This is a genomic window from Methylobacter sp. Wu1 (assembly GCF_036553575.1).
In the GTDB taxonomy this organism is placed as follows: Bacteria; Pseudomonadota; Gammaproteobacteria; order Methylococcales; family Methylomonadaceae; genus Methylobacter.
In genome coordinates this window covers 72,114-93,870 of record NZ_JAZHOC010000076.1, presented here as the reverse complement: position 1 = coordinate 93,870, position 21,757 = coordinate 72,114, and the positions used below count along the sequence as shown (strand labels likewise).

20 protein-coding genes are annotated in these 21,757 nt (G+C 50.4%); 11 read left to right on the top strand and 9 right to left on the bottom strand.

The genetic code is table 11. From position 1 onward, the window contains the following. Window positions 1–168 precede the first annotated feature (168 nt). Both V2P20_RS17985 and V2P20_RS17980 read left to right on the top strand, forming a co-directional pair. Entirely contained in the window at window positions 169–2,301 is a 2,133-nt protein-coding gene (locus V2P20_RS17985; protein ID WP_331820753.1) for a molybdopterin oxidoreductase family protein, read from the top strand. 91 nt (window positions 2,302–2,392) lie between these two features. Beyond that, the gene (locus V2P20_RS17980; RefSeq protein ID WP_331820751.1) at window positions 2,393–2,770 is read left to right on the top strand and encodes a DUF4186 domain-containing protein; all 378 of its coding nucleotides are present in this window, start codon (window positions 2,393–2,395) and stop codon (window positions 2,768–2,770) included. A gap of 264 nt (window positions 2,771–3,034) precedes the next feature. On the opposite strand, the gene V2P20_RS17975 is transcribed toward V2P20_RS17980, so the two are convergent. The 4 genes from V2P20_RS17975 to V2P20_RS17960 all read right to left on the bottom strand — a co-directional run bounded on the left by V2P20_RS17975 (window position 3,035) and on the right by V2P20_RS17960 (window position 6,865). Continuing rightward, a complete protein-coding gene (locus tag V2P20_RS17975; protein ID WP_331820749.1) occupies window positions 3,035–3,433 on the bottom strand; it encodes a hypothetical protein in 399 nt (132 codons plus the stop codon). A gap of 106 nt (window positions 3,434–3,539) precedes the next feature. Further along, window positions 3,540–3,959 carry a hypothetical protein gene (locus V2P20_RS17970; RefSeq protein ID WP_331820747.1) on the bottom strand — a complete coding sequence of 140 codons (420 nt, stop codon included), beginning with the start codon at window positions 3,957–3,959 and terminating at the stop codon, window positions 3,540–3,542. A 474-nt stretch (window positions 3,960–4,433) separates the two neighbouring features. Then, the gene (locus V2P20_RS17965) at window positions 4,434–5,825 is read right to left on the bottom strand and encodes a DUF6861 domain-containing protein (RefSeq protein ID WP_331820745.1); all 1,392 of its coding nucleotides are present in this window, start codon (window positions 5,823–5,825) and stop codon (window positions 4,434–4,436) included. 425 nt (window positions 5,826–6,250) lie between these two features. Continuing rightward, a complete protein-coding gene (locus tag V2P20_RS17960) occupies window positions 6,251–6,865 on the bottom strand; it encodes an Hsp20/alpha crystallin family protein (protein WP_331820743.1) in 615 nt (204 codons plus the stop codon). 578 nt (window positions 6,866–7,443) lie between these two features. Here V2P20_RS17960 and V2P20_RS17955 point away from each other — a divergent pair. The 3 genes from V2P20_RS17955 (at window position 7,444) to V2P20_RS17945 (ending at window position 10,446) form a co-directional block, all read left to right on the top strand. Continuing rightward, entirely contained in the window at window positions 7,444–7,788 is a 345-nt protein-coding gene (locus V2P20_RS17955; protein ID WP_331820741.1) for a hypothetical protein, read from the top strand. Window positions 7,789–8,101: 313 nt separating this feature from the next. Further along, window positions 8,102–8,617, top strand: a complete 516-nt coding sequence (locus V2P20_RS17950) for an aspartate carbamoyltransferase (RefSeq protein ID WP_331820739.1) — start codon at window positions 8,102–8,104, stop codon at window positions 8,615–8,617. Window positions 8,618–8,811: 194 nt separating this feature from the next. Continuing rightward, window positions 8,812–10,446: a hypothetical protein gene (locus V2P20_RS17945; protein ID WP_331820737.1), complete on the top strand. Its 1,635-nt coding sequence runs from the start codon at window positions 8,812–8,814 to the stop codon at window positions 10,444–10,446. Between the two features lie 66 nt (window positions 10,447–10,512). Here V2P20_RS17945 and V2P20_RS17940 read toward each other — a convergent pair whose 3' ends face one another. From V2P20_RS17940 to V2P20_RS17930, 3 genes are all read right to left on the bottom strand, one after another. Further along, the gene (locus V2P20_RS17940) at window positions 10,513–11,931 is read right to left on the bottom strand and encodes a glycosyltransferase (RefSeq protein WP_331820736.1); all 1,419 of its coding nucleotides are present in this window, start codon (window positions 11,929–11,931) and stop codon (window positions 10,513–10,515) included. Window positions 11,932–12,203: 272 nt separating this feature from the next. Next, window positions 12,204–13,106 carry a hypothetical protein gene (locus tag V2P20_RS17935; RefSeq protein ID WP_331820734.1) on the bottom strand — a complete coding sequence of 301 codons (903 nt, stop codon included), beginning with the start codon at window positions 13,104–13,106 and terminating at the stop codon, window positions 12,204–12,206. Window positions 13,107–13,278: 172 nt separating this feature from the next. Further along, a complete protein-coding gene (locus V2P20_RS17930) occupies window positions 13,279–14,727 on the bottom strand; it encodes a carotenoid oxygenase family protein (protein WP_331820732.1) in 1,449 nt (482 codons plus the stop codon). Window positions 14,728–15,294: 567 nt separating this feature from the next. On the opposite strand from V2P20_RS17930, the gene V2P20_RS17925 reads away from it, so the two are divergent. Further along, a complete protein-coding gene (locus V2P20_RS17925) occupies window positions 15,295–16,479 on the top strand; it encodes a hypothetical protein (protein ID WP_331820730.1) in 1,185 nt (394 codons plus the stop codon). 272 nt (window positions 16,480–16,751) lie between these two features. Here the strand turns inward: V2P20_RS17925 and V2P20_RS17920 are convergent, their stop codons facing one another. Together V2P20_RS17920 and V2P20_RS17915 are read right to left on the bottom strand one after the other, a co-directional pair. Beyond that, a complete protein-coding gene (locus V2P20_RS17920; protein WP_331820728.1) occupies window positions 16,752–17,030 on the bottom strand; it encodes an Lpp/OprI family alanine-zipper lipoprotein in 279 nt (92 codons plus the stop codon). 547 nt (window positions 17,031–17,577) lie between these two features. Then, entirely contained in the window at window positions 17,578–18,750 is a 1,173-nt protein-coding gene (locus V2P20_RS17915; RefSeq protein WP_331820726.1) for a patatin-like phospholipase family protein, read from the bottom strand. A gap of 361 nt (window positions 18,751–19,111) precedes the next feature. Here V2P20_RS17915 and V2P20_RS17910 point away from each other — a divergent pair, with 361 nt between their 5' ends. From V2P20_RS17910 to V2P20_RS17890, 5 genes are all read left to right on the top strand, one after another. Continuing rightward, the gene (locus V2P20_RS17910) at window positions 19,112–19,273 is read left to right on the top strand and encodes a hypothetical protein (protein WP_331820724.1); all 162 of its coding nucleotides are present in this window, start codon (window positions 19,112–19,114) and stop codon (window positions 19,271–19,273) included. A 312-nt stretch (window positions 19,274–19,585) separates the two neighbouring features. Continuing rightward, window positions 19,586–20,089, top strand: a complete 504-nt coding sequence (locus V2P20_RS17905; RefSeq protein WP_331820722.1) for a sigma-70 family RNA polymerase sigma factor — start codon at window positions 19,586–19,588, stop codon at window positions 20,087–20,089. Between the two features lie 6 nt (window positions 20,090–20,095). Then, entirely contained in the window at window positions 20,096–21,061 is a 966-nt protein-coding gene (locus tag V2P20_RS17900) for a FecR domain-containing protein (RefSeq protein WP_331820720.1), read from the top strand. 59 nt (window positions 21,062–21,120) lie between these two features. Then, entirely contained in the window at window positions 21,121–21,399 is a 279-nt protein-coding gene (locus tag V2P20_RS17895; protein WP_331820718.1) for an antitoxin of toxin-antitoxin stability system, read from the top strand. Then, window positions 21,396–21,680, top strand: a complete 285-nt coding sequence (locus tag V2P20_RS17890; protein ID WP_331820716.1) for a type II toxin-antitoxin system RelE/ParE family toxin — start codon at window positions 21,396–21,398, stop codon at window positions 21,678–21,680. The genes V2P20_RS17895 and V2P20_RS17890 overlap by 4 nt, the downstream gene beginning before the upstream one ends. The last annotated feature ends 77 nt before the right edge of the window (window positions 21,681–21,757 follow it).

Here is a 21,757-nt window from a genome sequence, read left to right as displayed (position 1 = left end):
CTTGTTTGAGTGGCCGTTATCGTGCAGAACTGATCTTTGGAAAAAAGAAAACATAGCGCAATTGCCCGGCCCTGCCCTGCTCCTCGTTGAGATGTTGGAAAGATTCGTGATAGCATCTCAGGATTGTCGCGAATCGATACAACTTAAATAACGCAAGAGGAGATTGAGATGGCCGCCGCCGTAAAAACCACATATCCCGGAGCCTGCCCGCACGATTGCCCAGACACCTGCGCCATGGTGTTTGAAGTCGAGAACAGCAAGCTGACCGGCGTCACCGGTAACGCCGGTCACCCCATGACCCGCGGCGGCCTCTGCGTCAAATTGAAGGATTTTGAAAAACGCCATTACCATCCAGACCGCGTGCTCTATCCGCTGCGCCGCACCGGGCCCAAAGGCAGCGGGCAATTCGAACGCATCACCTGGAATGAAGCCCTCGATGAAATTACCACGCGCTGGCAAGCCATCATTGCCGAATACGGCGCCGAAGCTATCATCCCTTACAGCTATCTGGGCAACCAGGGCCTCGTTCATGGACTGAACGGCGGCGATGCCTTCTTCAACCGGCTGGGCGCGACCGTCTGCGAACGCACATTCTGCGGCGAGGGCTCGGCGACGGCCTGGCTGCTGACCAATGGCCCGACCGGCGGGCTGGACCCGGAGAGTTTCGTTCATGCCAAGTACATCGTGATATGGGCCTGCAACAGCGTCAGCACCAACCTGCACCACTGGCATTTCGTCGTGGACGCCAAGAAAAAAGGCGCCAAGGTCGTGGTCATAGACTCTTACGCATCCAGGACCGCCAAGCAGGCCGACTGGCACATCGCGCCCAAGCCCGGCACCGACGGCGCTCTGGCCATGGCCATGATCCACACGATCATCGAAGAAGGCCTGATCGACCGGGACTACGTCGCCAATCATACCGTCGGTTATGAGGAACTGGCCCAGCGCGCCAAAACGCGCACGCCGGAGTGGGCCGCCGAGATCACCGGCATCGCGGCCGAGGACATCCGGACGCTGGCGCGCGAATACGCGGCCACAAAGCCCGCCGCCATGCGCATCGGCGTCGCGCTTGAACGCCATCGCGGCGGCGGCCAGACCATTCGCGCAGTCTGCTGCCTGCCGGCCCTGACCGGCGCTTGGCGCGATGTAGGCGGCGGCATCTACCAGATGCCGGTCTGGGAGCATCCGTACAAGTTCGACCAGATCTGCCGTCCGGACCTGATCCCCAAAGGCACGCGCGTCGTCAACAATCTGCAGATCGGCCGCACACTGACCGGCGAATTGCCGCTGGACCCGCCGATCAAATCCATGATGTGCTGGAATTCCAATCCCGTAACCCAGGCGCCCGAAACCGACAAGATCGTCCAGGGCCTGCTGCGCGAGGATCTGTTCCTGGTGTCGGCCGAACATTTCATCTCCGACACGGCCGCCTATGCCGACATCATCCTGCCAGCCTCGATGGGCGCCGAAATGGAAGACATCATCCTGTCCTGGGGCCATTTCTATCTGACTTACAACGCCAAATGCGTGGAGTCGCCCGGCGAAGCCGTGCCGAACAACGAAATCTTCCGGCGGCTGGCCGCACGCATGGGTTTTGAGGAGGAACAGTTCAAATGGTCCGACGCCGAATGCCTTGAACGCTATATCGACTGGAGCTCACCGGTTTGCGAAGGCATCGATCTGGCCTATCTGCGCAAGCACGGCTATGCCCGCCTGAAAGTCGGCACACCCGATACGCGCGCGCCGCACAAGGAAGGCAATTTCCCGACGCCGTCCGGCAAATGCGAGCTCAAATCTGAGTCGGCCGCCAACGGAAATTTCGTAGCCGGGCCTTTCCGGCAGATGTATGCTGATTTTCAGCCCGGCGAACCGCTCGACACCCTGCCCGACTATGTGCCTTCCCGAGAAACCGCTGCAACCAATCCGGAGCTGGCTCAAAAATATCCGCTGAATATCATCTCGCCCAAGAGCCACGGCTTTTTGAATTCCTGCTACGCCAACATGGCGCAGAAAATCCGCGGCCAAGGCGAACAGTTCGTGCTGATCAATGCCGTTGACGCCGAGGCGCGCGGCATCAGGGACGGCGACAAGGTCCGCGTCTTCAACGGCCGCGGCGGTTTCGAGGGCGACGCCAAAATCACCGATGACGTCAATCCCGGCATCGTTGTCGCTACACTGGGCTATTGGCGGCAATTGAACAAAGGCACGGTTAATGTCATCAGCTCCGCCGAATTCGTCAACATGGGCCATGCGCCGACGTTTTCGGATAATCTGGTGCAAGTGGAAGCGGTGGCGCGCTAGTCTTAAGGGGATTGATGAACTACGAAGAACACGAAGAAAAATCCAGGTAAAATTCGTGTACTTCGTAGTCTTCGTGGTTTAAATTCAAAAAATGCGTGACTTAGACGAACTCTTCGCGGCTCTATCAAAATCGGCTTTCCGCCGTAAATTCCATCTCCAGAGCAAGGACCTCGTTTATCTGAAAACCAAAGGCCTGCCCACAGTCATCAATCATGCCCGGGACTTTATCGCCAAACGCCTGGCGCCGGCCGTAATTGACAATGACGGCAAACAAACCCCTTTTCGCGGGCATCCGGTTTTCGTCGCCCAGCACGCGACCGCCTGCTGCTGCCGCGGCTGCCTGGAGAAATGGCATGGAATCCCTAAAGGCCATGTTCTGACGCCGGATCAGGAGGCTTATGCAATCAAGGTGATTGAACGCTGGCTCCAGGGCGAGATGGCTAATAAAACGCGGCAAGCTGGGGTGTAGCCGCAGGCCGGGATGGGATGGAACTTCAGGAAATCCCAGCCAATTTGTTTTCTAATGGCTGGGTTTTCACTGATGCTGCAACCCATATACGGGCTCCTCGGTTATTGCGCTGAACATAGTGAAGCGCATCGATCGTGAACGATAGGTTTCCTGTCGTCGGCAGCATCCCGAACTGGCGCATCTTATCGTATTTTCTAGACTAGAGATGTGTTTGTTTTGTTGGTCAGGTTTTTCTGACTCCGAATATTTTGATCCCAAATATTTCTAAAAAGGAATATTTAATTCTTTGACCAACTTTTTAATCTTCACCAGATCTCCCGAATGAGTCTCTATATATAACTTAGCTAATAAAGACAGCGAATCTTTTAACTCTTCATCCGAAGAAAACTCTTCGATATCCCCACGACCTTGTATACCATGCTCAAGCTCTCCGACATAATATCTATATCCTTCAAACTTACCCACTTCAAAATCAGTTTCTGTATTTTCATCCCATCTATGAATGCCCCATTCGATATCTCCGCCGATGCCGCCGTCTTTGATAAGATGGTGGAATACCGATTCAATATTTCTAAATTCTGACAGCCTATTCAAACAATATTTTTTTGCCCAGCCTGGCTCAGCTACTTTTGTTGAACGAAGATCAAAAGGTTCTTTTCTCATTTACTTCATTTCCTATCTGGGATGAACATTGTCGATGTAAACATTTCCATATTTGTCCTTATTTAAGGCATCGCGAATGATGCTGCCGTCGACAGCACCCTACGAACTACAATTCATCCATCATATGGTCATAGTTTTTAAATAAAGTAATTAAAGCCGCTAAGCGATTACGCTCTTCTGGATAAGTTTCCAAGTGCGCAGCAACAGCTAGATTCACAAATCTCAAAAAGTCCTCTGTTGTATAATAGGCTTCTGGATGACTTAACTCATAAAAATCTGGATCGACAGTTGCCCTAAAATACGCCCAATTTGACCATTCAGAATAACCGGGTAAACTTCTATCTTTATCTTCTGCCTGCTCAAGCTCCCAACTTGGTTCTCCTTCAATTCCTCCTACATTTTGGGAAATATCTAACAGCTCAATCAATCGATCAATATCTCGATCCATTAATAAAGTATTTAAAATGAATTTGATGGTCGCATCTTTATCAAGATGCGGTTCAAATTTGCTACCAAATGCTTTCAAGAATAGATTCATTAGTGAGGTAAGGCAGTTTAGCGCAGCAAACCGCCATTTCAAGCAGGCCGGTAATATCATGGAACATTACGGTTTTAAGGCTCCGTTTATTGGTGGATGCCAAGGCAAATCCATCATACGAAGCATCCGTCATACGGCCATCAGGATTTATATTTCATAATGAGAACATTACATGCATCAATAATTGAGAATCGAACTTGAGATACATATTCTGCGATCTCTTTATCAATTTGATCTAGATAATCCTTACTAAAATTGGTGCGAATATTTGGGCTAGGATAGTCATCCGTTTCAGATACCACTCCTACGAAAGGGAGAAAATCTGAGTCCTGTTCCAAATTAAGTCGGTTTCTCAAAGAGACTAACTTTCTACATCCGTCGATGAAATCGACATCGTTATTAACCATTCGTAGACAGGCATCCACAATCTCTTTTCGTGACTTTTCATTAATAGTTTCCATTTTATTTAGGCCCTTTAAGATATTCTTCGACAATCGTTTTTGGCTCAACCCTTTGTCCAGTTACAGAATTTTCATACCAATGAGTTTCAAATTTACGACCATCTGTTGCTGTATGTTGTGTACTTGAGCGCTTAGCCCAATCAGAAGCATTACCACCATACTCGTTAACAAGCCTGTTTGCATCTCTCAAGACAGTCTTCGTTCCTGCTCCAGCTACTGGAATACCGGCTTCACCAAGCTGTTGCTCACTAGCTAATTGTTTACTCAATTTAACGGCATTGGCAGGATTTTTGGTAGTACTATTTTCTTTAATCAAAGCTGTATTATCACGAGCGCTTCGTTCACCGGAAGCAACCTTCTCATGATTGGTCCTTTCAACGACAGGTTGACTTTGATTACCGGAAGTTTCCGCGACATCATCACGCCCCTGTCTTTCTCTCATGGCTTTCAGTTCCGATGGCGTCGCTGCCGATGATGATTGAGATGAACTATGCGTGTCGGTTTTATTGCTTGCCAGTTTGGGATTCTGTTTCAGATCGTCCCAGTTCTTTTCAAGCCAGACGGCAAACCCGTCAGGCAGCTTGCTTTGCCGCAGCAGCGCGGAGACTTCGGCCAGAGTGGCGTCGGCGGCAGTGCGAGTGCCGCTTCTGATGACAGCCTGGCCTGTCGATGCCGCGGCCTGGCCGGCACTGACCGCGCCGTTCTTGAGCACATAAGCCAGCAGGCCCTGGAGTATCAGGCGGAATAAAATGCCCGCCGCCCGGGCCAGATCTTCCGCCGCCCTGTCGATTTCGAAGGGCGGGTAACGATGTTCCGGCGCATACCAGGCACAGCGGATGGCACGCCTGAGAACACCCGTCAACTCGCCCATGCCCTGGCCGATGGCGGCCGCAAGAAAGCCCAGCCCCATCCAGGCAAGCACCGCAGTGCCGGCTTCCAGGCCTAGTTCGCCGCCGACTATCGCGCCGGGCGCGGCGCCTACGCCGCCGAGAAAGAAGCCGACAGCCGAGCCGGTGCTGGCGCCTGCCATGGCGCTGATGCCGAGCGCCGCCAGCATCTGCAGGAGGCCAGGCAGTAAACCGTCAATAATCTGATCCAACTGGCAGCCGGTTTCCCGGTACACCGCCGCAGGCGCCAAGCGCAGAGCCCGAGTATAGGCTTCGACGACGGCGTGCACCCGTTCGGCGAGGGCCGGAGCGCGGATCTCCTGCGGCGTCAGGTAGCGTGCCGCCGGCGAGTCGGGATGGGGCAGATCTTGCCAGCCAGAACTGCTGGCTCGAAAAGGATCGGCGCTGGTGAAGCAGCCGGGCCCGCCTCCGCCGGCAGGCGCATTGGGATGGCAGCGTTGCTGCTGCCAGGCATCGTAAGGGGTTTTGGGGAAATCATTGGCCATGGAAGTCCTTCTCACTGACGGGTGTTGTTACTAACTGCTGAACAGAGCTGGCGCTATAAAATACCGCTGCCAGGCTCACAGGTTGTGCAACAACTCTAGCACAGCGTTTATATCCAAGACAAACATTCTTACCTGCCTCAGCTGTTGGAATGAATGCGTATCGGCGGTGTCACCCAGGAGTCTATAAAGCCCTTTCCAATCCACAACCGTTCTGTTGCGTTATTTTTCAATAACGCGATAAACGAGGCTGTAGCCCCAGACTGAGAATATGAAGCTTCGCAGAATCTCAGCCAATTTGCTCATTAAATGAGCCGGACGGGATATCTATCCCGTCCGTAGCGTTTATCCAATATCGGATGACATTTTAACGTTATAGACAGGATAAATATCTTGTCTCTCGCTGAATTTCGAAGCCAGTCTGGCCACTACTGTATTTGTATAGATTTACGCTGGCTTTTTTCCATTTTTGGAATAGTCACGCACAATATGCCATCTTTAAATGTTGCTTTAGCATTATCTTCATCGACATAGTCGGGCAAAGACAATGTGCGCTGATATTCGCCCCGCGTCATTTCTCGGCGTAAATATCGGCCCTCTCCCTCAGATTTTTCTTCCTGGGTGGTAGCACGGATAGTCATGATCTGGTTGTTGATCGACACATCCAGATCTTCCTTTTTAACGCCAGGCAACTCCGCCTGAACCTCGATTTCTTTGTCACGTTCCACGACATCGACTTTGGGAACACCCCTTCCCATCATCATACCCCGACCGCCCAAGCCTCTCTCCATGCCCATCGTGGGCAAATTCCAGTCGAACAATCGGGGCCATCGGCGCGATAAAAAATCATCAAACAAATTATCGAGTTCATCAAATGACATTAACCCTCTGCCCATTGAAGGCGAACGCTGCATGCCTTGCTGCCCTTGTTGACCTTGCTGCATGCTTTGCTGTCCTTGTTGACCTTGCTGGGCGCTAGCTCCACCATTACCTTTTTTTACGTTAACTTCGCCACTCTCTGTACCGGGTCTGCTACTATTCATGACATTCTCCTAAACAGTTCGCACTATAAAATTGCCCAGAAACTCGGAATCGATGGAATTGAGTCATGCGCTTGCCACCGCTTCATCACTCGTATTCTGCTCCCGCCCTGCGATCAAGCGCCTAACCTGGTCCAAACCATCTGAATTCTGAGCTGTGATTCGTATGATTAAGCAATCCATGCACAACAAAAACTCCTCTAACGTATCTTGTAATTGTGATCACTTTCTCTAAAAAAATAAATTCGTCCCATTACCTAATTCGGTCTTGCAGCCGATCGCTTAAGCATTTTGCCTGATCCCCAAGCGTTGAGAATTCGATAATTCATCTTGTTAGGTTGCAGGCGCAACTCTAGCCTTATAGCGCCCGAGAACTGAATCAACGGCTGGTGGTCAACAAATGCAAAAGTAAAGCATGGAAAACAGACGCCATCAGGTTGATGCTTGCTGACGTCATCAATTCAACCCGTACGATTATCCATGCCGGCGGAAAAGACTCCGGAACAAAGCCCGCTCAAACCGCCTCGATAATCCTGAAATCATTGAATTGAACAACAATCGCCAAACATGAGGATGAGAAAATGAAACCAGCTTCCGCAAGACAGCATCTTAACGACATCGTAGCCAACATACGCTCTGCCGAGCTTCTGCTTGCACAGGCCAGCAGACAAACTTCCGATCTGGAGCTACTGATTAAGCTGCACATTGAATATTCGGCCTTGGATTCCTATTTGTCTCAAGTCTTGCATGCGCTCGCACTTTCAGACGAAGCGTTTTTTACAACAGCGACTGATGCTTTAAAACAGCAATGCGGCGTATTGCAGCAAGAGGCGGAAGACATTGGCATGACCGTCCCTGATTTTGACCTTGCTTCGGAAATTGCCCGTTATTTGGCACAAGCCTCACAAAGCGCAGCGATGCTGTAAGATCCATTACGCCAACCGGGCATCACGCGAAACTCATCATTCCCGAGCTGGCACGGGCCAGACTTTATGCTTTATGGCGATAGAACCGTGAAACAGCGCGCGCCCTAGGTTTGTTGCGATTGATCAATCCTGATCAGCTCATGATCATAGAGAGCGCCACTTGTCCCTCAGGCCTGGCTTCCGTGAAGTTCCAACTCGACCGAAGCTAAAGCACAGCCGATATTGAACCTGATCAACAAAAACCGTGTCTGTTATGGTGCAGTTTCAAGATACGGTGTTTCCATTTGGTTTTAACTCAACGTGAAGTGCGATTATGAAACATTACCTCTTATTATTTGTTGGACTTTTGTTTTTTTCTCCAATGGCGCCGGCTCTCGAAAAAGCCAGCCCGGACCAGAAGGCTGAAGTGAATCAGCACCAGCAGCAAGTGGTGCCTTATTCATTGGGCCAAACCTTGCAGACATTTTCCAAGACCGTTCACGGCGGCGTGCAGCATGTCATCGCCAAATCACCAAACAATACCCAGGAAATAAAGTTAATCCAGGACCATCTGCAAAAAATTGCCGATGAATTCAGGAAAGGCGATTTTTCCGTGACGGAACGCATACACGGGCCCAACATGCCGGGCCTCGCCCAGCTGAAAAAGGCTGAAGCCGACGATATAAAATTTGAGTATAAAGCGTTGGCAAACGGCGGGCAGATTCATTATTCGACCGAATATCCACAGTACGTCCAGGCGCTCCATGAATGGTTCGACGCCCAGGCGAGCGAACACGGCAACGATACCGTGCCGGAACACAGCAAGCACCATGCAACGCCGGCGGAATAAATTAAAACTGGAAATCAGGCATTGAAAGGCTGTTAAAGCGGCCTTTCAATGACAACTGCATAGAGTCGCGCCACTTTCCTGCCAAGCTACATCAAACAGCCAATCTTCGGCCGTTGAGCGGAATTTTTTATAGACCTTGCCTGAACAGGCGTCCGATTTATGCCGACCATGCCCTCTATATCGGAGTAATCCATATGGACACGCTTTATTTGAAATTTAACAGATATTTAGAATATTCGGTTTATATTTTTTTTATAGCTATTTATCCGTTTTTATTCATTCGATACGGCTTGGATTATACCGACGGCCCTTTTACGTACATTGGCTACGCTGGTCATGGGTTTGAATTTTTCAATGTGACATTTTTGTCAGTCTTAATAGGATCATGGTGGGCATCCATTTTTGGTGACAGCATCATATCCTTTCGAATCTTTGCAACTCTGTTAGAGATTATATCCATAACAATCCCGGTATTTTTTTTATCACGAAATGATTACATAAAGATAAAGCTGCGTTATCTAGCACTTGCTGTAATTTTTTACACTACATTAAACGGTTATATATTGAATTATGACGTCATCTCATTATTCTTCCTATCGTTAATAGCAACGGGATTTTTACTTTATTTAAAAGACGGTGGGTATTTACTTTTGGTATTAACAGGCGCTTTAACGGCGCTCGTTGCGTCAGCCCGCTTGCCAAGCATTGTCGTAATTTTTCCGGTACTGTCCGTTTTATGCTTTCAGATTTACAGTAAAAAAATATCAGCCAGGGAGGGGATTATTTTAACAGGGTGTTACATAACTACTTTTTCCGTTCTATTTTTTCTATTAAGAAAACTGTTTATTACAACTGCAACATCGTCGCCGCAGCTTGGAGCCACCCATTCATTATTTAATGTATTAAAGTCCGAAGCGAGAGACGGGGCTATACTCTTTGAAATGATGGCGGTTTTATCCCTTCTGGCTCTGATTTACAACAAGCTTAGAACATTATCGATGTCGGCGGTTTATATCCGCGTCGTACTCTCTGTAATTCTCTCTCTCTATCTTTTGGTCCGTATCATTCCGCCCGCCTATAACTGGAACATATCGTTATTTTATTCCGCGATTGTTTTATGGATTCTGCTGGTGTTGCTGTACGATTCCTACCGCAAAAACAATCAGGATGATACTGCAGTCTATTTGTTCTGCATCATGTTAGGCTTTGTACCTGCTCTCGGTTCCGATACAGGCCTGCTCAAATTGAGCAGTGGATATATAATTCTGATGCCTGTCTTATTATATCAATTCAGAAATTTCCGCCTGCCAAAAGAGGACGTTATTAATATACGTTTACTGGCTCTTTTTGTGATCGGCCTGTCGATTTTCAATAAAGCAGGGCTAGGCAGAACATACGAGGACAAACCTATAAGGCAATTAACTGCGGAGGTTGATCATAAGAAGCTAAGGTGGATTAAAACCAGCAGAGAAAGAAAAGACCAGATTGAAAGCGTAATATCAAAGGTGAATGAATTAAGAGCATCCAATCCCCATTCCAATTTTATGTTTTATGGCAGCAAGGCCTATTTGTTTACTTATTTAACCGACTCAGAAATTCCCTATTCCACCCCTTTCTATATGACCTACCAGAATAAGGAAGACGAACAAAGAATGTCGGGCTATCTATCTGAAAACAGTGCAAGGCCGTATGTGTTTCTTATATTCGATTATCCTGATGAGCCTGTGGACATGAATGGCTATTTAATTGCTGAGTGTTTGAAGAGGCATGGATATAAACTGGCTTATAATGGATTAAATTATCAAATCTATGCAATTGAGAAAACATGAGTATTTCTTCTAAATACTTATTAGCGGCGCTTTACTGCATCCTAAAACAGCCCGGATTAAATACGGTTAAATAACTTTCTCAATGATATAACGCGGACGCCGTTTGGTTTCCGAGTAAACTTTCGCCAAGTATTCGCCCAGGACGCCAAGGCATAATAACTGTATGCCGCCGAGAAAATAGATAGGCAAAACAGTGGAAGCCCAGCCTGGAACCGCGTCATGAGTAAACAGACGGATCGTAATTGCCCAGGCTGAAAACAAGAAGCTGATCAGCGATACTGCCAGCCCTAAGCCTGTAATAAGGCGCAAAGGAAGATCCGAGAAAGCCGTGATGCCTTGCCATGCGAATGAGAGCATTTTCTTCAGCGGGTATTTCGACTCACCCGCGTAACGTTCGGCGCGATCATAATAGACAAGCGTTGACGAAAACCCTAATTGAGGAATAATTCCGCGAAGGAACAAATTGACTTCGTCAAATTCTCTCAGCGCTTCGATGACTCGACGGCTCATTAAACGGTAGTCGGCATGATTGTAGACAATCTCCACGCCCATGGCGCTTAACAGGCGGTAATAGGCTTTTGCGGTAACGCTCTTGAAGAAGGTATCGGTTTGGCGGGAATCTCTGACGCCATACACAATATCGTAGCCGGCCGCATAATAATCGATCATCTTCTTAATGGCGGACAGGTCATCCTGCAGATCGGCATCTGCGCTGATGACCACCTCGCCTTCCGTTGTCAACAGACCCGCCAATAAAGCATTTTGGTGGCCGCGGTTGCGCGACAGCTTGATGCCGTGGACAAATTCGTGGGTCTCGGATAACGTTTCTATCAATTCCCACGTCCGATCGCGACTACCGTCGTCGATGTAATACACACGGCTGCTTGGCGCAATTTTTCCCTCGGCAATAAGCGGCTGCAACAAGTCTGCCAATTGCCGGGTCGTTTCCAACAACACAGCCTCCTCGTTGTAGCAAGGCACAACAATGCTTGCATCAATCGGCCGAGAAATCAGAGGTTCCGTATTCACTACGGCTATCTCACCCGGATGATCCGTCGTTATCTCTGCGTCTCTCGGTATCCGGAAAGCGAAGTAACGACTGCCGAGATAACCGATGGCCGTGTAGGGAATAATGCCGACTGCTTGAGCCATATAGGGATTGAAATCGAAATGAGTGCTGGCAGACAGAACCGCAGCATACTGGTTTAAATCAAAATGAGCGTCAGCAAATAGGACCGTGGCGAGGTTGGCCGAGTACGCTACGGCCAGCACCAGCATATAACGCAGAAAACTGGCAGCGACGTGATCGTCATTACTGAAAGTCCAGGTCTTGTTCAAAGCGAAACTCAGCAAAATGCCGACTGAATAGCCGAATGCATTTGCAGATACAACCCCCAGCTGCAAAATATACATGGCAAAATAAATGGTGCTCAATCCGATCAGCGTGTTCGCAACGCCGACAAGCAAATATCGCATTAGGGTCATACCAATTCTCCAGTTGCTTGATTACATGAAAGAATTTGTAACTACTGACCATCAAATTTTGCTTAACTTAAATCATTGTAAAAAAGTAAGGTGTAAACATAAATCCGTGCAACTGCTTATTTTCAGAGCCTGCAATACAGCCAAATAAGGAGAGAAAATGAGCGGCCTTATTCATGCCCATAAACTGATCGCCTCGATTGCTTTATGGCGCAATTGAATTCGCCCTTACAACTGCCTAACATCAGTAAACCAATACAAAAATAATTGACGCGTTATATCCACTCCTTTTCCTCAGCAGTTCCCTGCCGCCCCCAAAGCGCACTCAACGGCAGGTCCAGCAGAGAATAGGCTCCCGCGTGCAGCATGGTCAGTGATTGCGCGGCAGTAAGCATCATCCGGGCAGCAAGCCCTATCTCGTCAAAGCGCGCTTCCAGCAAAAAAGAGGCATGGCCGGCCGCACCCGGTTTCCCATGACGTTCCAGCACCACGCCGCGATTTGTCTCCTCCAGCGCATCAATGCTGGGTACAGGAAATACCAAGGTTTGTTCGTCCAGGAACAGCGGATCATTGACGATGAGGCGTTCCACTTCGCCCGCATCGGCTGAAGGTTCCAATTCAACATAAACATAGCGCTGGACGGTTCCTCCTGCCGGCTTGAGCTCTGCCGCCAGCGCTTTCCTGACGCCTTTAATGCCTTCCGCCGCCAAACTATGGTGCAGGCTTGATCCGGCGTGCAGTGTGGTTTCCGTATGCCCGTGCGGAGCCAGCAACGCGAAATAGCCTCTAAACAATGACAGTATGCCCGGATCGCATCCCGCACCGACGACAGCCGGTACTTTGTGATGCAGCGCAACCCGATGAATTTCCGCCTTATGCTTGAGGAAGTCCTCGTTATGAAGGCGCGCGCATTCTACTATCGGGATACGGCTTTGCAGAAGACCTCTCGCAACGCCCAATACCTCATCGGGAGGAACGCAGATCAGCGCGGCATCAACGTTTTTAAGCTCGCTGATATGGGTAACGGCAGGCACCCCCTTACCGAAATCCGAGGAAGTATCCGTATCGGCACGCTGCACAATACCTGCCAGCTCCAGGGTCTGATCGGCTGAAATGGCCTCGGCGCATTTACGTCCCAGACGTCCCGGACCGATGATGGCAAGCCTCATTTTCTTCATAGCGTTTACTCCGTTGTTTCTTTGAGTCAGTGTGAAGACTGACGGTTATTCGCAAGTAATTTGAATTACAGTAACGGTAAAAAATCAGCTGATCGCTTTAGCGAGTCGGTTGGCTTGCCGGGTTATGCAGATTCTTTTGGATCGTATGCGCCAGCGCGCATTGCGACATGACTCAACTGTGGAGCGTACGAAATGACACTGGTCCATTCCCCTCGTTCAAATAGTTGCCATGGAATCCGAAAGGAATAGCATGAGGCGCCTCCACGCGAGCCAGCTCTTCGTAACCGGAAGCCGTCAGGATCAATAAGAAAGAAGTTTTCTTCCTGGCATCCAGTACGACCGAAAGGATGACCCCGTCATCTTCTTTCAACGCCTCAGGCGCTGATACAAACACCGGCTCGCCCGGATAGCAGCCGTTCCGGTGCCAGGATGCGTGTTGCCGTCCTTCAAGATCCAGCTTCACCAGTTTGTCGTTGAAATTGCCGGGGATCTCGCTGCCTACACCGTAGGCGTAGCGGTAAGAATGTCCGGCTCGGTTTCGGTAGTCGATGCGGGGAAAATCCATCGGGGTCTCGGAAAGCGTTTCAATTGCGACATTCTCCCCGCCGTTCAAATCGATGCGGAAACGCGTCAGCTTGCCCAGGGCCGTCAATGGCTGGTCCGAGCGAAGGCGGTCCAGATAGAGCAGATCTATGACGCCGGCATCGGGATAGGTCACAATGTCGACCACAACCTCGCCGTCTTCCTCGAAGGCGTTGACGTGGTGAAAGCCGAAATACGGCGTCGAGCGGGCCGACTTCATCAGGCGCCCCGTCTCTTTGTCGATCACATGGAAATGAATGCCGCGTTCCGGTTCCCAGTTATAATTCCGGATGAAAGACTTGCCGCTGAACCGCAGCTTTAGCGGATTTACCACTAATGGGAATTCAGTGAGGACAAGGTATCGCTCCGTCATCCCGAACGAGTGCATGTAAGCAGGCTTCCGCACCGGCAAGGTAGCAACCCGTACTCGCCGTCCGGCATCCGCAGCCATGCTGTAGAGGTGATACCGGCTCTGCAGGCCGAATTCCAGCAGATAGCCATAGTGGCGCATCCGCTGAAAGTCGAAGTGCAAGTGGGCGGTTGAAACATGTCCTGTGAGCCCGTCCTGATAATCATAGGCGCCGAGCGTCTCCAGTGTTTCCGGGTCGAACCGGAAAGGCCGCGGGGTTTCGGTCAGAGCCACAAACTCATCCCCGAATTTGCTGATGTTGACGCTGCAGTTATCGGTAAATTTCGAGAAGAACAGGTCAGCGACGCGCTGCAGAGGTGTCCGGACGGGATTGGTCGCGAACTCGCGCCGACTGATCCTCCCCAGTTCCATGGCCTCCCGGTAGGCCTGGCTATGAAGGAAGCGATTGGCGTATGAAACGCGGCCGTCGGAGAAGGCGAACCGGTGCAGCATGGCGAGGCCGTCAAACCAGTGATTATATCGCTGCCCGCCTACCTCGAATTTGGCCGGACCGTTTCGAAAAAGGGTGCCTTGCAGCCATGTGGGAACAGCGCCCTGGACAGGCAAATCGTCAATGCAAGTCTCGATGCCAAGCGTGGTAAAGCCTAGCCGATAAGGTGAATGATTCATGGTCTGCCGCCTTAGGTGCCGTTTTTTCCATCCCTGGAACTGAAGGATGCGTGCGAGGAATTATAGAGTTTCTATATAACTACCATATTCAACGCTTTAATAACCATAAAGAATTGATCAAAAAAATCAATTAACCAATGGGGCGTCAGGCCCGCCTATTTAATTGATGTTGCGCAGAAGCGGATTGTTATGCCGTTATGCCGTTTGATAATGGCCTAGCTCTCAATTTGGGTAACGCGGGGGTGGGAGCGATGCCTACATCGCGGCTTGTCGGGCGATTTTAAATCGCGATGTATACCCAAAGGGCATAAAGGCATCGCTCCAACGGGGACGGCCTTGACCTGAAGGGACATCGGAAGTTATTTTTAGCCGAATCCTCAGATGTATGAGTCAATTGTCTGCGTAACATCAGATATTTAATTATGCATGCTCTTTATAAAAGTGGAACGCTATCGCATCAATGGCAGTCACATAGGGGCGTTTAATGACGCTTATTAAGCGTTTCAAAAAACAGTAGCGTTACGCTGACCGAACCGCCTGCCGCGTTGGTCACCGAGGGGTCAAGCCATGAAACAAACCGACGACGAATCGCTGGCGTTCTCCCTGATCCGGGATGACCTGCCGTTTCGGCTCCAACGCCGTGTGGGACTGATCCCCGAACAGGGATTGGGCTTAATGCGCCGGGCGGTATTCTTCGCTTTGCTTACCTGGCTGCCCATTGTCATTTGGGCCATAGCCGCGGGCCGGATATTGCCTGGCGTCGTGGATGACCCTCTATTGCGACACTTCGGCGTACATGTTCGCTTTCTGCTCGCCGTACCGCTGTTCATCCTGGGCGAGGGAATGGCGCACCGGTTGAGCACGACGCTGATCCCCTATTTTCTGAGCTCAGGACTGGTGCAGGCCGCTCAGAAGCAGGATTTCACGGACATCATCAGGCAAATAACGCAATTACGCAACCGCCCCTTGCCCTGGATCGTGATCGCCGCGCTCGTCATTATATGGACGGTCTTGGGGGCGGCGACCGCCGACCCCGAACTCGGCCATGAAGTCAACTGGGCCTCAAACGGCGGCGCAGGCCACCTCGGATTCGGAGGCTGGTGGTTTATATACGTGAGCCGCCCTATCTTCAGCGCCTTCATGCTGGCCTGGCTTTGGCGCCTGATACTGGTGTTCGTCCTGCTGAAGCGCATCGCCCGGCTCGACCTCGATATCGTGCCCACTCATCCGGATGGAGCCGGCGGACTGGGCTTCCTGGGACGTCTGCCGAATGCATTCAGCCTGTTCGCCTTCGCGGTATCGGCGGTGCTGTGTTCGCGTCTGGCCCATAATGTTGTTTACCATGGCGCCGACCTTCAATCCTTAAAGACAATGCTCACAGTTTTTCTGGTCCTCCTGATCGCCATTTGCCTGGCGCCGCTCCTTAGCTTCATCGGTCCTCTCGCTGCCGCCAGGCGCCGTGCGCTGCTGGAATACGGAGCCATGGTCGGCAGCCATGGACGGCTGGTGCGCCGGCGCTGGATATTGGGAGAAACGGAAGTAGACGATCCGATCCTGCATGCGGATGAACTCGGGCCGGTAGCCGACACCCTGACACTTTACCAGGCGATCAGGACTATGCGCATAGTGCCTATCAGCAGGTTCTCATTGCTTGCCATCGCAATCCCGGCCCTGATTCCCATCGCCGCACTGTTCTCCATTCAAGTTCCGCTCAAGGACATTCTGATGAAGATCGCCAATATCCTTATCTAATCGTGCAAGTTAGCGGAGAAGAAGGCATTTACCCAGAAGATTTGTTGAGTGGCAGAATCGGAGTACAGGCGCTCGTTTCAATAAAGCCGGAAGATCTGCTGGCAGTTTTTAAAATATGAATTGGAACAGCGATATAGATTATTGCCAGCCAGCTATGATGTAACTGACTGGCAAATAGCTGTCGCTGTTTCACGGTCTTGATAAGCGAAAATCACCCCAAAATCCGGGTATTTTTCCCATCGGGCTACTTTTTGCTCTTGCACGGCAAGAGTTTATTTCATCATTGATCTTCTGAAACCGCTATCCAATTTGCTATTGGCGTCTTGAGCTAATTGGGCTGCCCGATTAGCTGCATCTTCCGCAGCCTGGGCTCTTGCAGCTGCGTCAGACGCTGCGGATTGTGCGCTTGCCGCATCGGATGATGCTTGAGAAACTTTAGCATTCAAGCCATCGATTTGTGACTGTATATTTTCAACATCGCCACTCGTCGCACAAGCCGTAACCATACTGAAAGCCAAAGTAATCATTGATAATTTTATTATTTTTTTCATAGGATTTTCCTCACTGAAAATTATCGTTAAATATGTTAAACAACTTTCAATTTTTCCTCGTTCAGTGTTTATCTTTACTGATTTATCTCATCAATATTATTTAGAAACAGTAAACCAATGATTTTAACGCTTTTTACTGGCAATTATTGGATAGGCTTCATTCCACAAAGTTTCATGCAAATAACTGGATTATGCTTAATTTGAGCTTGCTCAATGAATTTTGGATATTTTGTGAAGAATATATCCCATAAAATATTATTCCTGTCACCATTGATCATCAGTTAAATATTTAAGGAATAATTTCACCGATCAGGGTTATAGATATGGGCTGCTGTTTAATCGTTTTTTGAGATCAAAAACAAACTCCATCGAATAGTATTTATAGAAAAGCCTTAAACAGTAATATTGGATTTATAAAATTTTGCCCGATTTAATGCTCCAGCGGAGCTTCAGTACGCTCACCCGTTAAGCCTTGTGTTCCGGCTTTATAATCAGCCTTGCTCCGCTGCAACCTATCCCATCCGGCTGCTCCGGCCCGGGCTGGATGCTATTCATGATCGGCCCCATGCTCGGGAAAGAATCCTGGCGGGCTCTTCTTCCAGCGGTAGCCGTAGCGGGCCAGGCTGTAACCGGTATCGAACAAAACTTTCATCACCTGATTGTTGAATTCATCGCTCCGGTTCGTGTCCAGTTCATCGGGAATGTGGGCCAGATTGAAATCGAGGCCGTCCCGTTGGGCGACCACGTAAATGCGGTAGATATCACCGACGCCTTGGGCCTTGATCAGCGAAGCAACAGAACGCGGGGCGATGGAGCGCATGACCGGCTTCACGTCAAGCCAGATGGGCTTGAGCCGCGTATTGCGGATAACGAAGACTCGCGGTATGCGGCGGGGCCGGTCAAATCCGAGCACTTTCCTGCCTGCCGGCAGGTTCAGCATAGGACCGTAAAGGAATACCTGATTGGTCACGCCTCCATCGACATGCATTTCGTCATAGCGATCCCCGCCGGCTTCAACGGAAATATATATCGGGGGAAAAGCCACCGGCACAGCTGCGGAGGCAATCATGATCTTACGGAACAGCTCGAGCGCATCCGGATGGCCCGAGGCCGCGATGGCACTCATGTTCCAGATCACGGGCCGCTGTGCATCCAGGGCGGTAGTGCCGATATAGAGCCGTCTCCCTTTGAGATGCTCGGCGGCGATGTCCTTGAGCATCTTCTCGTCGACATATTTCGTGGTAAGTTTGGCAAGAGGATCATTAAGAGCGATGGCATCCGTCTGCACCATACCGAAGAAGGATTTCAGCTTAAAAATTTCCTTGGAGGAAATCGTCGTGTACACCTTTTTCAATTTCTCGTCATAGGCCGGCCCCAAAAATGCGAACGGCGCAGTCAATGCTCCCGTACTTATGCCGGTGACCAGCTTAAAGCTCGGGCGGTTGCCGGCGGCAGACCAGCCGCACAACATTCCCGCGCCGAAAGCGCCATCCCCGCCGCCGCCCGAGATCGCCAGGATATCGACAGTTTCACCCTCCCGAAACAGGCCGCTCCGCTCTTCCTGCCGGAGGGACTCGATCAAGTCCTTCTGGAATACCGGGCTGAATTCATCGCCCCAGGCCCGCACGCCCGGCACTCCCGGCACCTGCACCAGCGCCTCGACCTGCTGCGGCGGCGGAGAATGGGGCCGGAGGGCGGCGCAGCCGGACAATGCAGTCATAATCAAGCTCCAATACACCGGCAAAGCAATCAATTTGATCATAGCAACACTCCTTAAAATCCAATGCCACCTATAGCACGACAGTCTTGCTTCAATACTTCGACACGAATGACTTAACTGATATTACGCAGTTAGTAGAGATTTAATAAAAGTGTCGCTAACGCGACGGTTGTGTTAATCGGGTTTATCGCACCCGAAGGCGAGTTACGCTGAGAAGCCCATCCTTGGGCTTCTCCCTTCGGGTCAGCTAAAGCTGACCAAATTCGCTCCTGGCGAATTTATCTTTTGCGCGGCCTCGGCAACTGCTCCTGCGTTGCTAAGCCACAGGAATGTGGCGAATGTCGAAAACGCAGGAGCGGATTTGGATGCGAAGCACGCGCAGCGCGAGTGCCTGGATGCCACGAATCAGCAGGCGGCCCGGTTGCCGCTTGTCTCACTTGGCACATCCTACCACGCCGCCATTATCCGGCTGAATAATGGCGCTCATTTTTCTCAACATTTACGTCATATCACCTATTTTTAAATAAAAAATAGGTGATATGACACACTTTTTCGTTATTAATTTTTCGGCTGTGCCTAGAAAATCGTTGCTACGGCCAATTGGCCTTAATGCCAAAAATATTGTAATAAATTGATTTTTTAAACAAATATCCAGGCCGCCCTCAAGAGTAAAACGCGACAGCGAATACATGGAATGTTTTTTGCTCAAAATGCAAACTGTTCGAGGACAGCCAAATCAGCAATCAACAGAACGAAGCAGGACAACGAGGATCATGATCAATAATCGGTATTATGCATTCAAATCAAGTGTTTCAACCATGGACGGGCATTATCAATGACGACTGAATTAGTTGCCAATGATGCGTTGACTCAGCTTTATCGCGAGCATCATTCCTGGCTGCTCGGCTGGTTGCAGAAGCGGGCACAGTGCCGCTTGCAGGCCGAGGATCATGCCCACGATACATTCATGCGTGTTATCGCCTCAAACGGTGTTCACGACATACGCGAACCGCGCGCCTACTTAATCACCATCGCCAAAGGCCTGCTCATTAATCATTGGCGCAAATCGGCGATAGAACAGGCCTATTTGGAGAGGATCGCCGCCTATCCCGAAGCCTTGATGCCATCGCCTGAAGAAAATGCGATTATCCTGGCGACACTTCAGGAAATGGATGATCTGCTCAATCAACTGCCGACCAAGGTGCGCAAGGCATTTTTAATGGCACAATTGGATGGCTTAACCTATGTCGAAATTGGCAAGCAACTGGGCGTAACGGATCGCATGGTCAAAAAATACATGTCCAGCGCCATGCTCCATCTTCTGACCGCGGAATTTTAAAAACAAGTGTTAAAGTCCGACCGCACAGACATTCATCCCGGCATTCTTGCGGAAGCCGCCGAATGGTTTGCAATATTAGGTTCGGGCCAAGTATCCGAAACCGAAATTGAGCAATGGCAGGCATGGTTGAACGCCCACCCCGACCATCAGGCAGCGTGGTCAAGGGTCGAGTTTTTTACGCACAAACTGCAAAGCCTGCCGTCGCAGGCAGCCTCTGCCGCCCTCAATCAGCCCGACCTTTACCGGCGACGTACACTGAAAGCCTTGGCAATATTTAGCGCTATTGGTCTGTTCGGTTGGCAAATTTCCCAAGGCCGCTATTTGCAGGCCTGGACGGCGGATTACCAAACGGCGGTAGGCGCCACACAAACCATCACCCTGGCCGACGGCACGAAAGTTATCCTGGATACCGACAGCGCCTTCAATGTGGAATACACGCCCGACCTACGCAAACTGCAATTGGTATCCGGCGAAATCTACATCGAAACCGCGCCGGATAATACCGGATTACATCGACCCTTTGTCGTCGATAGCCAGGAAGGCCGGGTTCGTGCGTTAGGCACGCGTTTCAGCGCCAGGCAGCTACCCGGCAATAGCCAAGTAAGCGTATTTGCCGATGCCGTCGAGATTCAACCAAGCAAACCGAAATCAAGCAAACTAACCCTGCATGCCGGACAAACCACGCGTTTCAATGCGGAACAGATCGAGGCCGTAACCGCCATGCGTGCTGACCGTCCTACCTGGACGCAAGGCTTCCTGTTGGCCGACAACATGCCTCTCAGTGAATTTCTCCTGGAGCTCAATCGCTACCGGCACGGCTATATCACCTGCGATCCGCGGATTGCCGCTCTGCGCATCGTCGGCGCCTTCCCGATAAACGATACCGAGCGTGTTCTGGCCATGCTGGAAGAAACGCTGCCGGTCAAAATTTCAAACCCACTGCCGCTGTGGGTGAAAGTGTTGCCTCGTTAGGGCATTCATACTAAAAAGGTATATACTAAGTCAGTATGTAATTTCCTAGGAGATATCCGATGTCGAAAGAAGCGGTCTTTACAATGAAACTGGAACCCGAGTTACGCGCCGAGTTTATGGCTGAAGCAGAAGCTGCTCATCGGCCGGCATCTCAAGTAATGCGCGAATTAATGCGTCAGTTTATTCAGCACCAGCGTGAAGCAAGGGAATATGACGAGTTTTTGCGCAATAAAGTCGAAACGGCCCGCGCGTCGATGCACGCTGGCATAGGCGCAACCAACGACAGCGTTGAAAGCAACTTTGCCGCACGCCGCGCTCAAGCTGAAGGCAAAATGTGAAGGTTGTTTGGACGCCGGAAGCCCAACAAGATCGTGAACAGATTTGGGACTTCATCGTGCTGGACAACCCGCAAGCAGCTATTCGCATGGATGAGCTTTTTAGCAATGCGGTAGCCAAGCTAGCCGATTTTCCTCAGCCAGGCCAACCAGGAAAAATCCCAGGAACCCGTGAGTTAATTCCACACGAAAGCTACCGGATAGTCTATGAGATCCAGCAGGAAACCGTATGGATCTTGGCTTTGATTCATACCGCGCGGCAATGGCCGCCAGTTCGCCATTGAACTGACAAGCCATTGCCTAACGTTTATAGCACACCCATTCACTTTCAAAACCATTACCGCTCTGAATATCCGTGTTG

Bases quoted from the DNA above. Each gene is read 5' to 3' on its own strand.
- V2P20_RS17940 (WP_331820736.1), bottom strand. From the start codon at position 11,931: ATGACCCTAATGCGATATTTGCTTGTCGGCGTTGCGAACACGCTGATC.
- V2P20_RS17975 (WP_331820749.1), bottom strand. From the start codon at position 3,433: ATGAGAAAAGAACCTTTTGATCTTCGTTCAACAAAAGTAGCTGAGCCA.
- V2P20_RS17895 (WP_331820718.1), top strand. From the start codon at position 21,121: ATGTCGAAAGAAGCGGTCTTTACAATGAAACTGGAACCCGAGTTACGC.
- V2P20_RS17925 (WP_331820730.1), top strand. From the start codon at position 15,295: ATGAAACAAACCGACGACGAATCGCTGGCGTTCTCCCTGATCCGGGAT.
- V2P20_RS17935 (WP_331820734.1), bottom strand. From the start codon at position 13,106: ATGAAGAAAATGAGGCTTGCCATCATCGGTCCGGGACGTCTGGGACGT.
- V2P20_RS17980 (WP_331820751.1), top strand. From the start codon at position 2,393: ATGCGTGACTTAGACGAACTCTTCGCGGCTCTATCAAAATCGGCTTTC.
- V2P20_RS17905 (WP_331820722.1), top strand. From the start codon at position 19,586: ATGACGACTGAATTAGTTGCCAATGATGCGTTGACTCAGCTTTATCGC.
- V2P20_RS17920 (WP_331820728.1), bottom strand. From the start codon at position 17,030: ATGAAAAAAATAATAAAATTATCAATGATTACTTTGGCTTTCAGTATG.
- V2P20_RS17955 (WP_331820741.1), top strand. From the start codon at position 7,444: ATGAAACCAGCTTCCGCAAGACAGCATCTTAACGACATCGTAGCCAAC.
- V2P20_RS17930 (WP_331820732.1), bottom strand. From the start codon at position 14,727: ATGAATCATTCACCTTATCGGCTAGGCTTTACCACGCTTGGCATCGAG.
- V2P20_RS17960 (WP_331820743.1), bottom strand. From the start codon at position 6,865: ATGAATAGTAGCAGACCCGGTACAGAGAGTGGCGAAGTTAACGTAAAA.
- V2P20_RS17985 (WP_331820753.1), top strand. From the start codon at position 169: ATGGCCGCCGCCGTAAAAACCACATATCCCGGAGCCTGCCCGCACGAT.
- V2P20_RS17965 (WP_331820745.1), bottom strand. From the start codon at position 5,825: ATGGCCAATGATTTCCCCAAAACCCCTTACGATGCCTGGCAGCAGCAA.
- V2P20_RS17915 (WP_331820726.1), bottom strand. From the start codon at position 18,750: ATGACTGCATTGTCCGGCTGCGCCGCCCTCCGGCCCCATTCTCCGCCG.
- V2P20_RS17945 (WP_331820737.1), top strand. From the start codon at position 8,812: ATGGACACGCTTTATTTGAAATTTAACAGATATTTAGAATATTCGGTT.
- V2P20_RS17950 (WP_331820739.1), top strand. From the start codon at position 8,102: ATGAAACATTACCTCTTATTATTTGTTGGACTTTTGTTTTTTTCTCCA.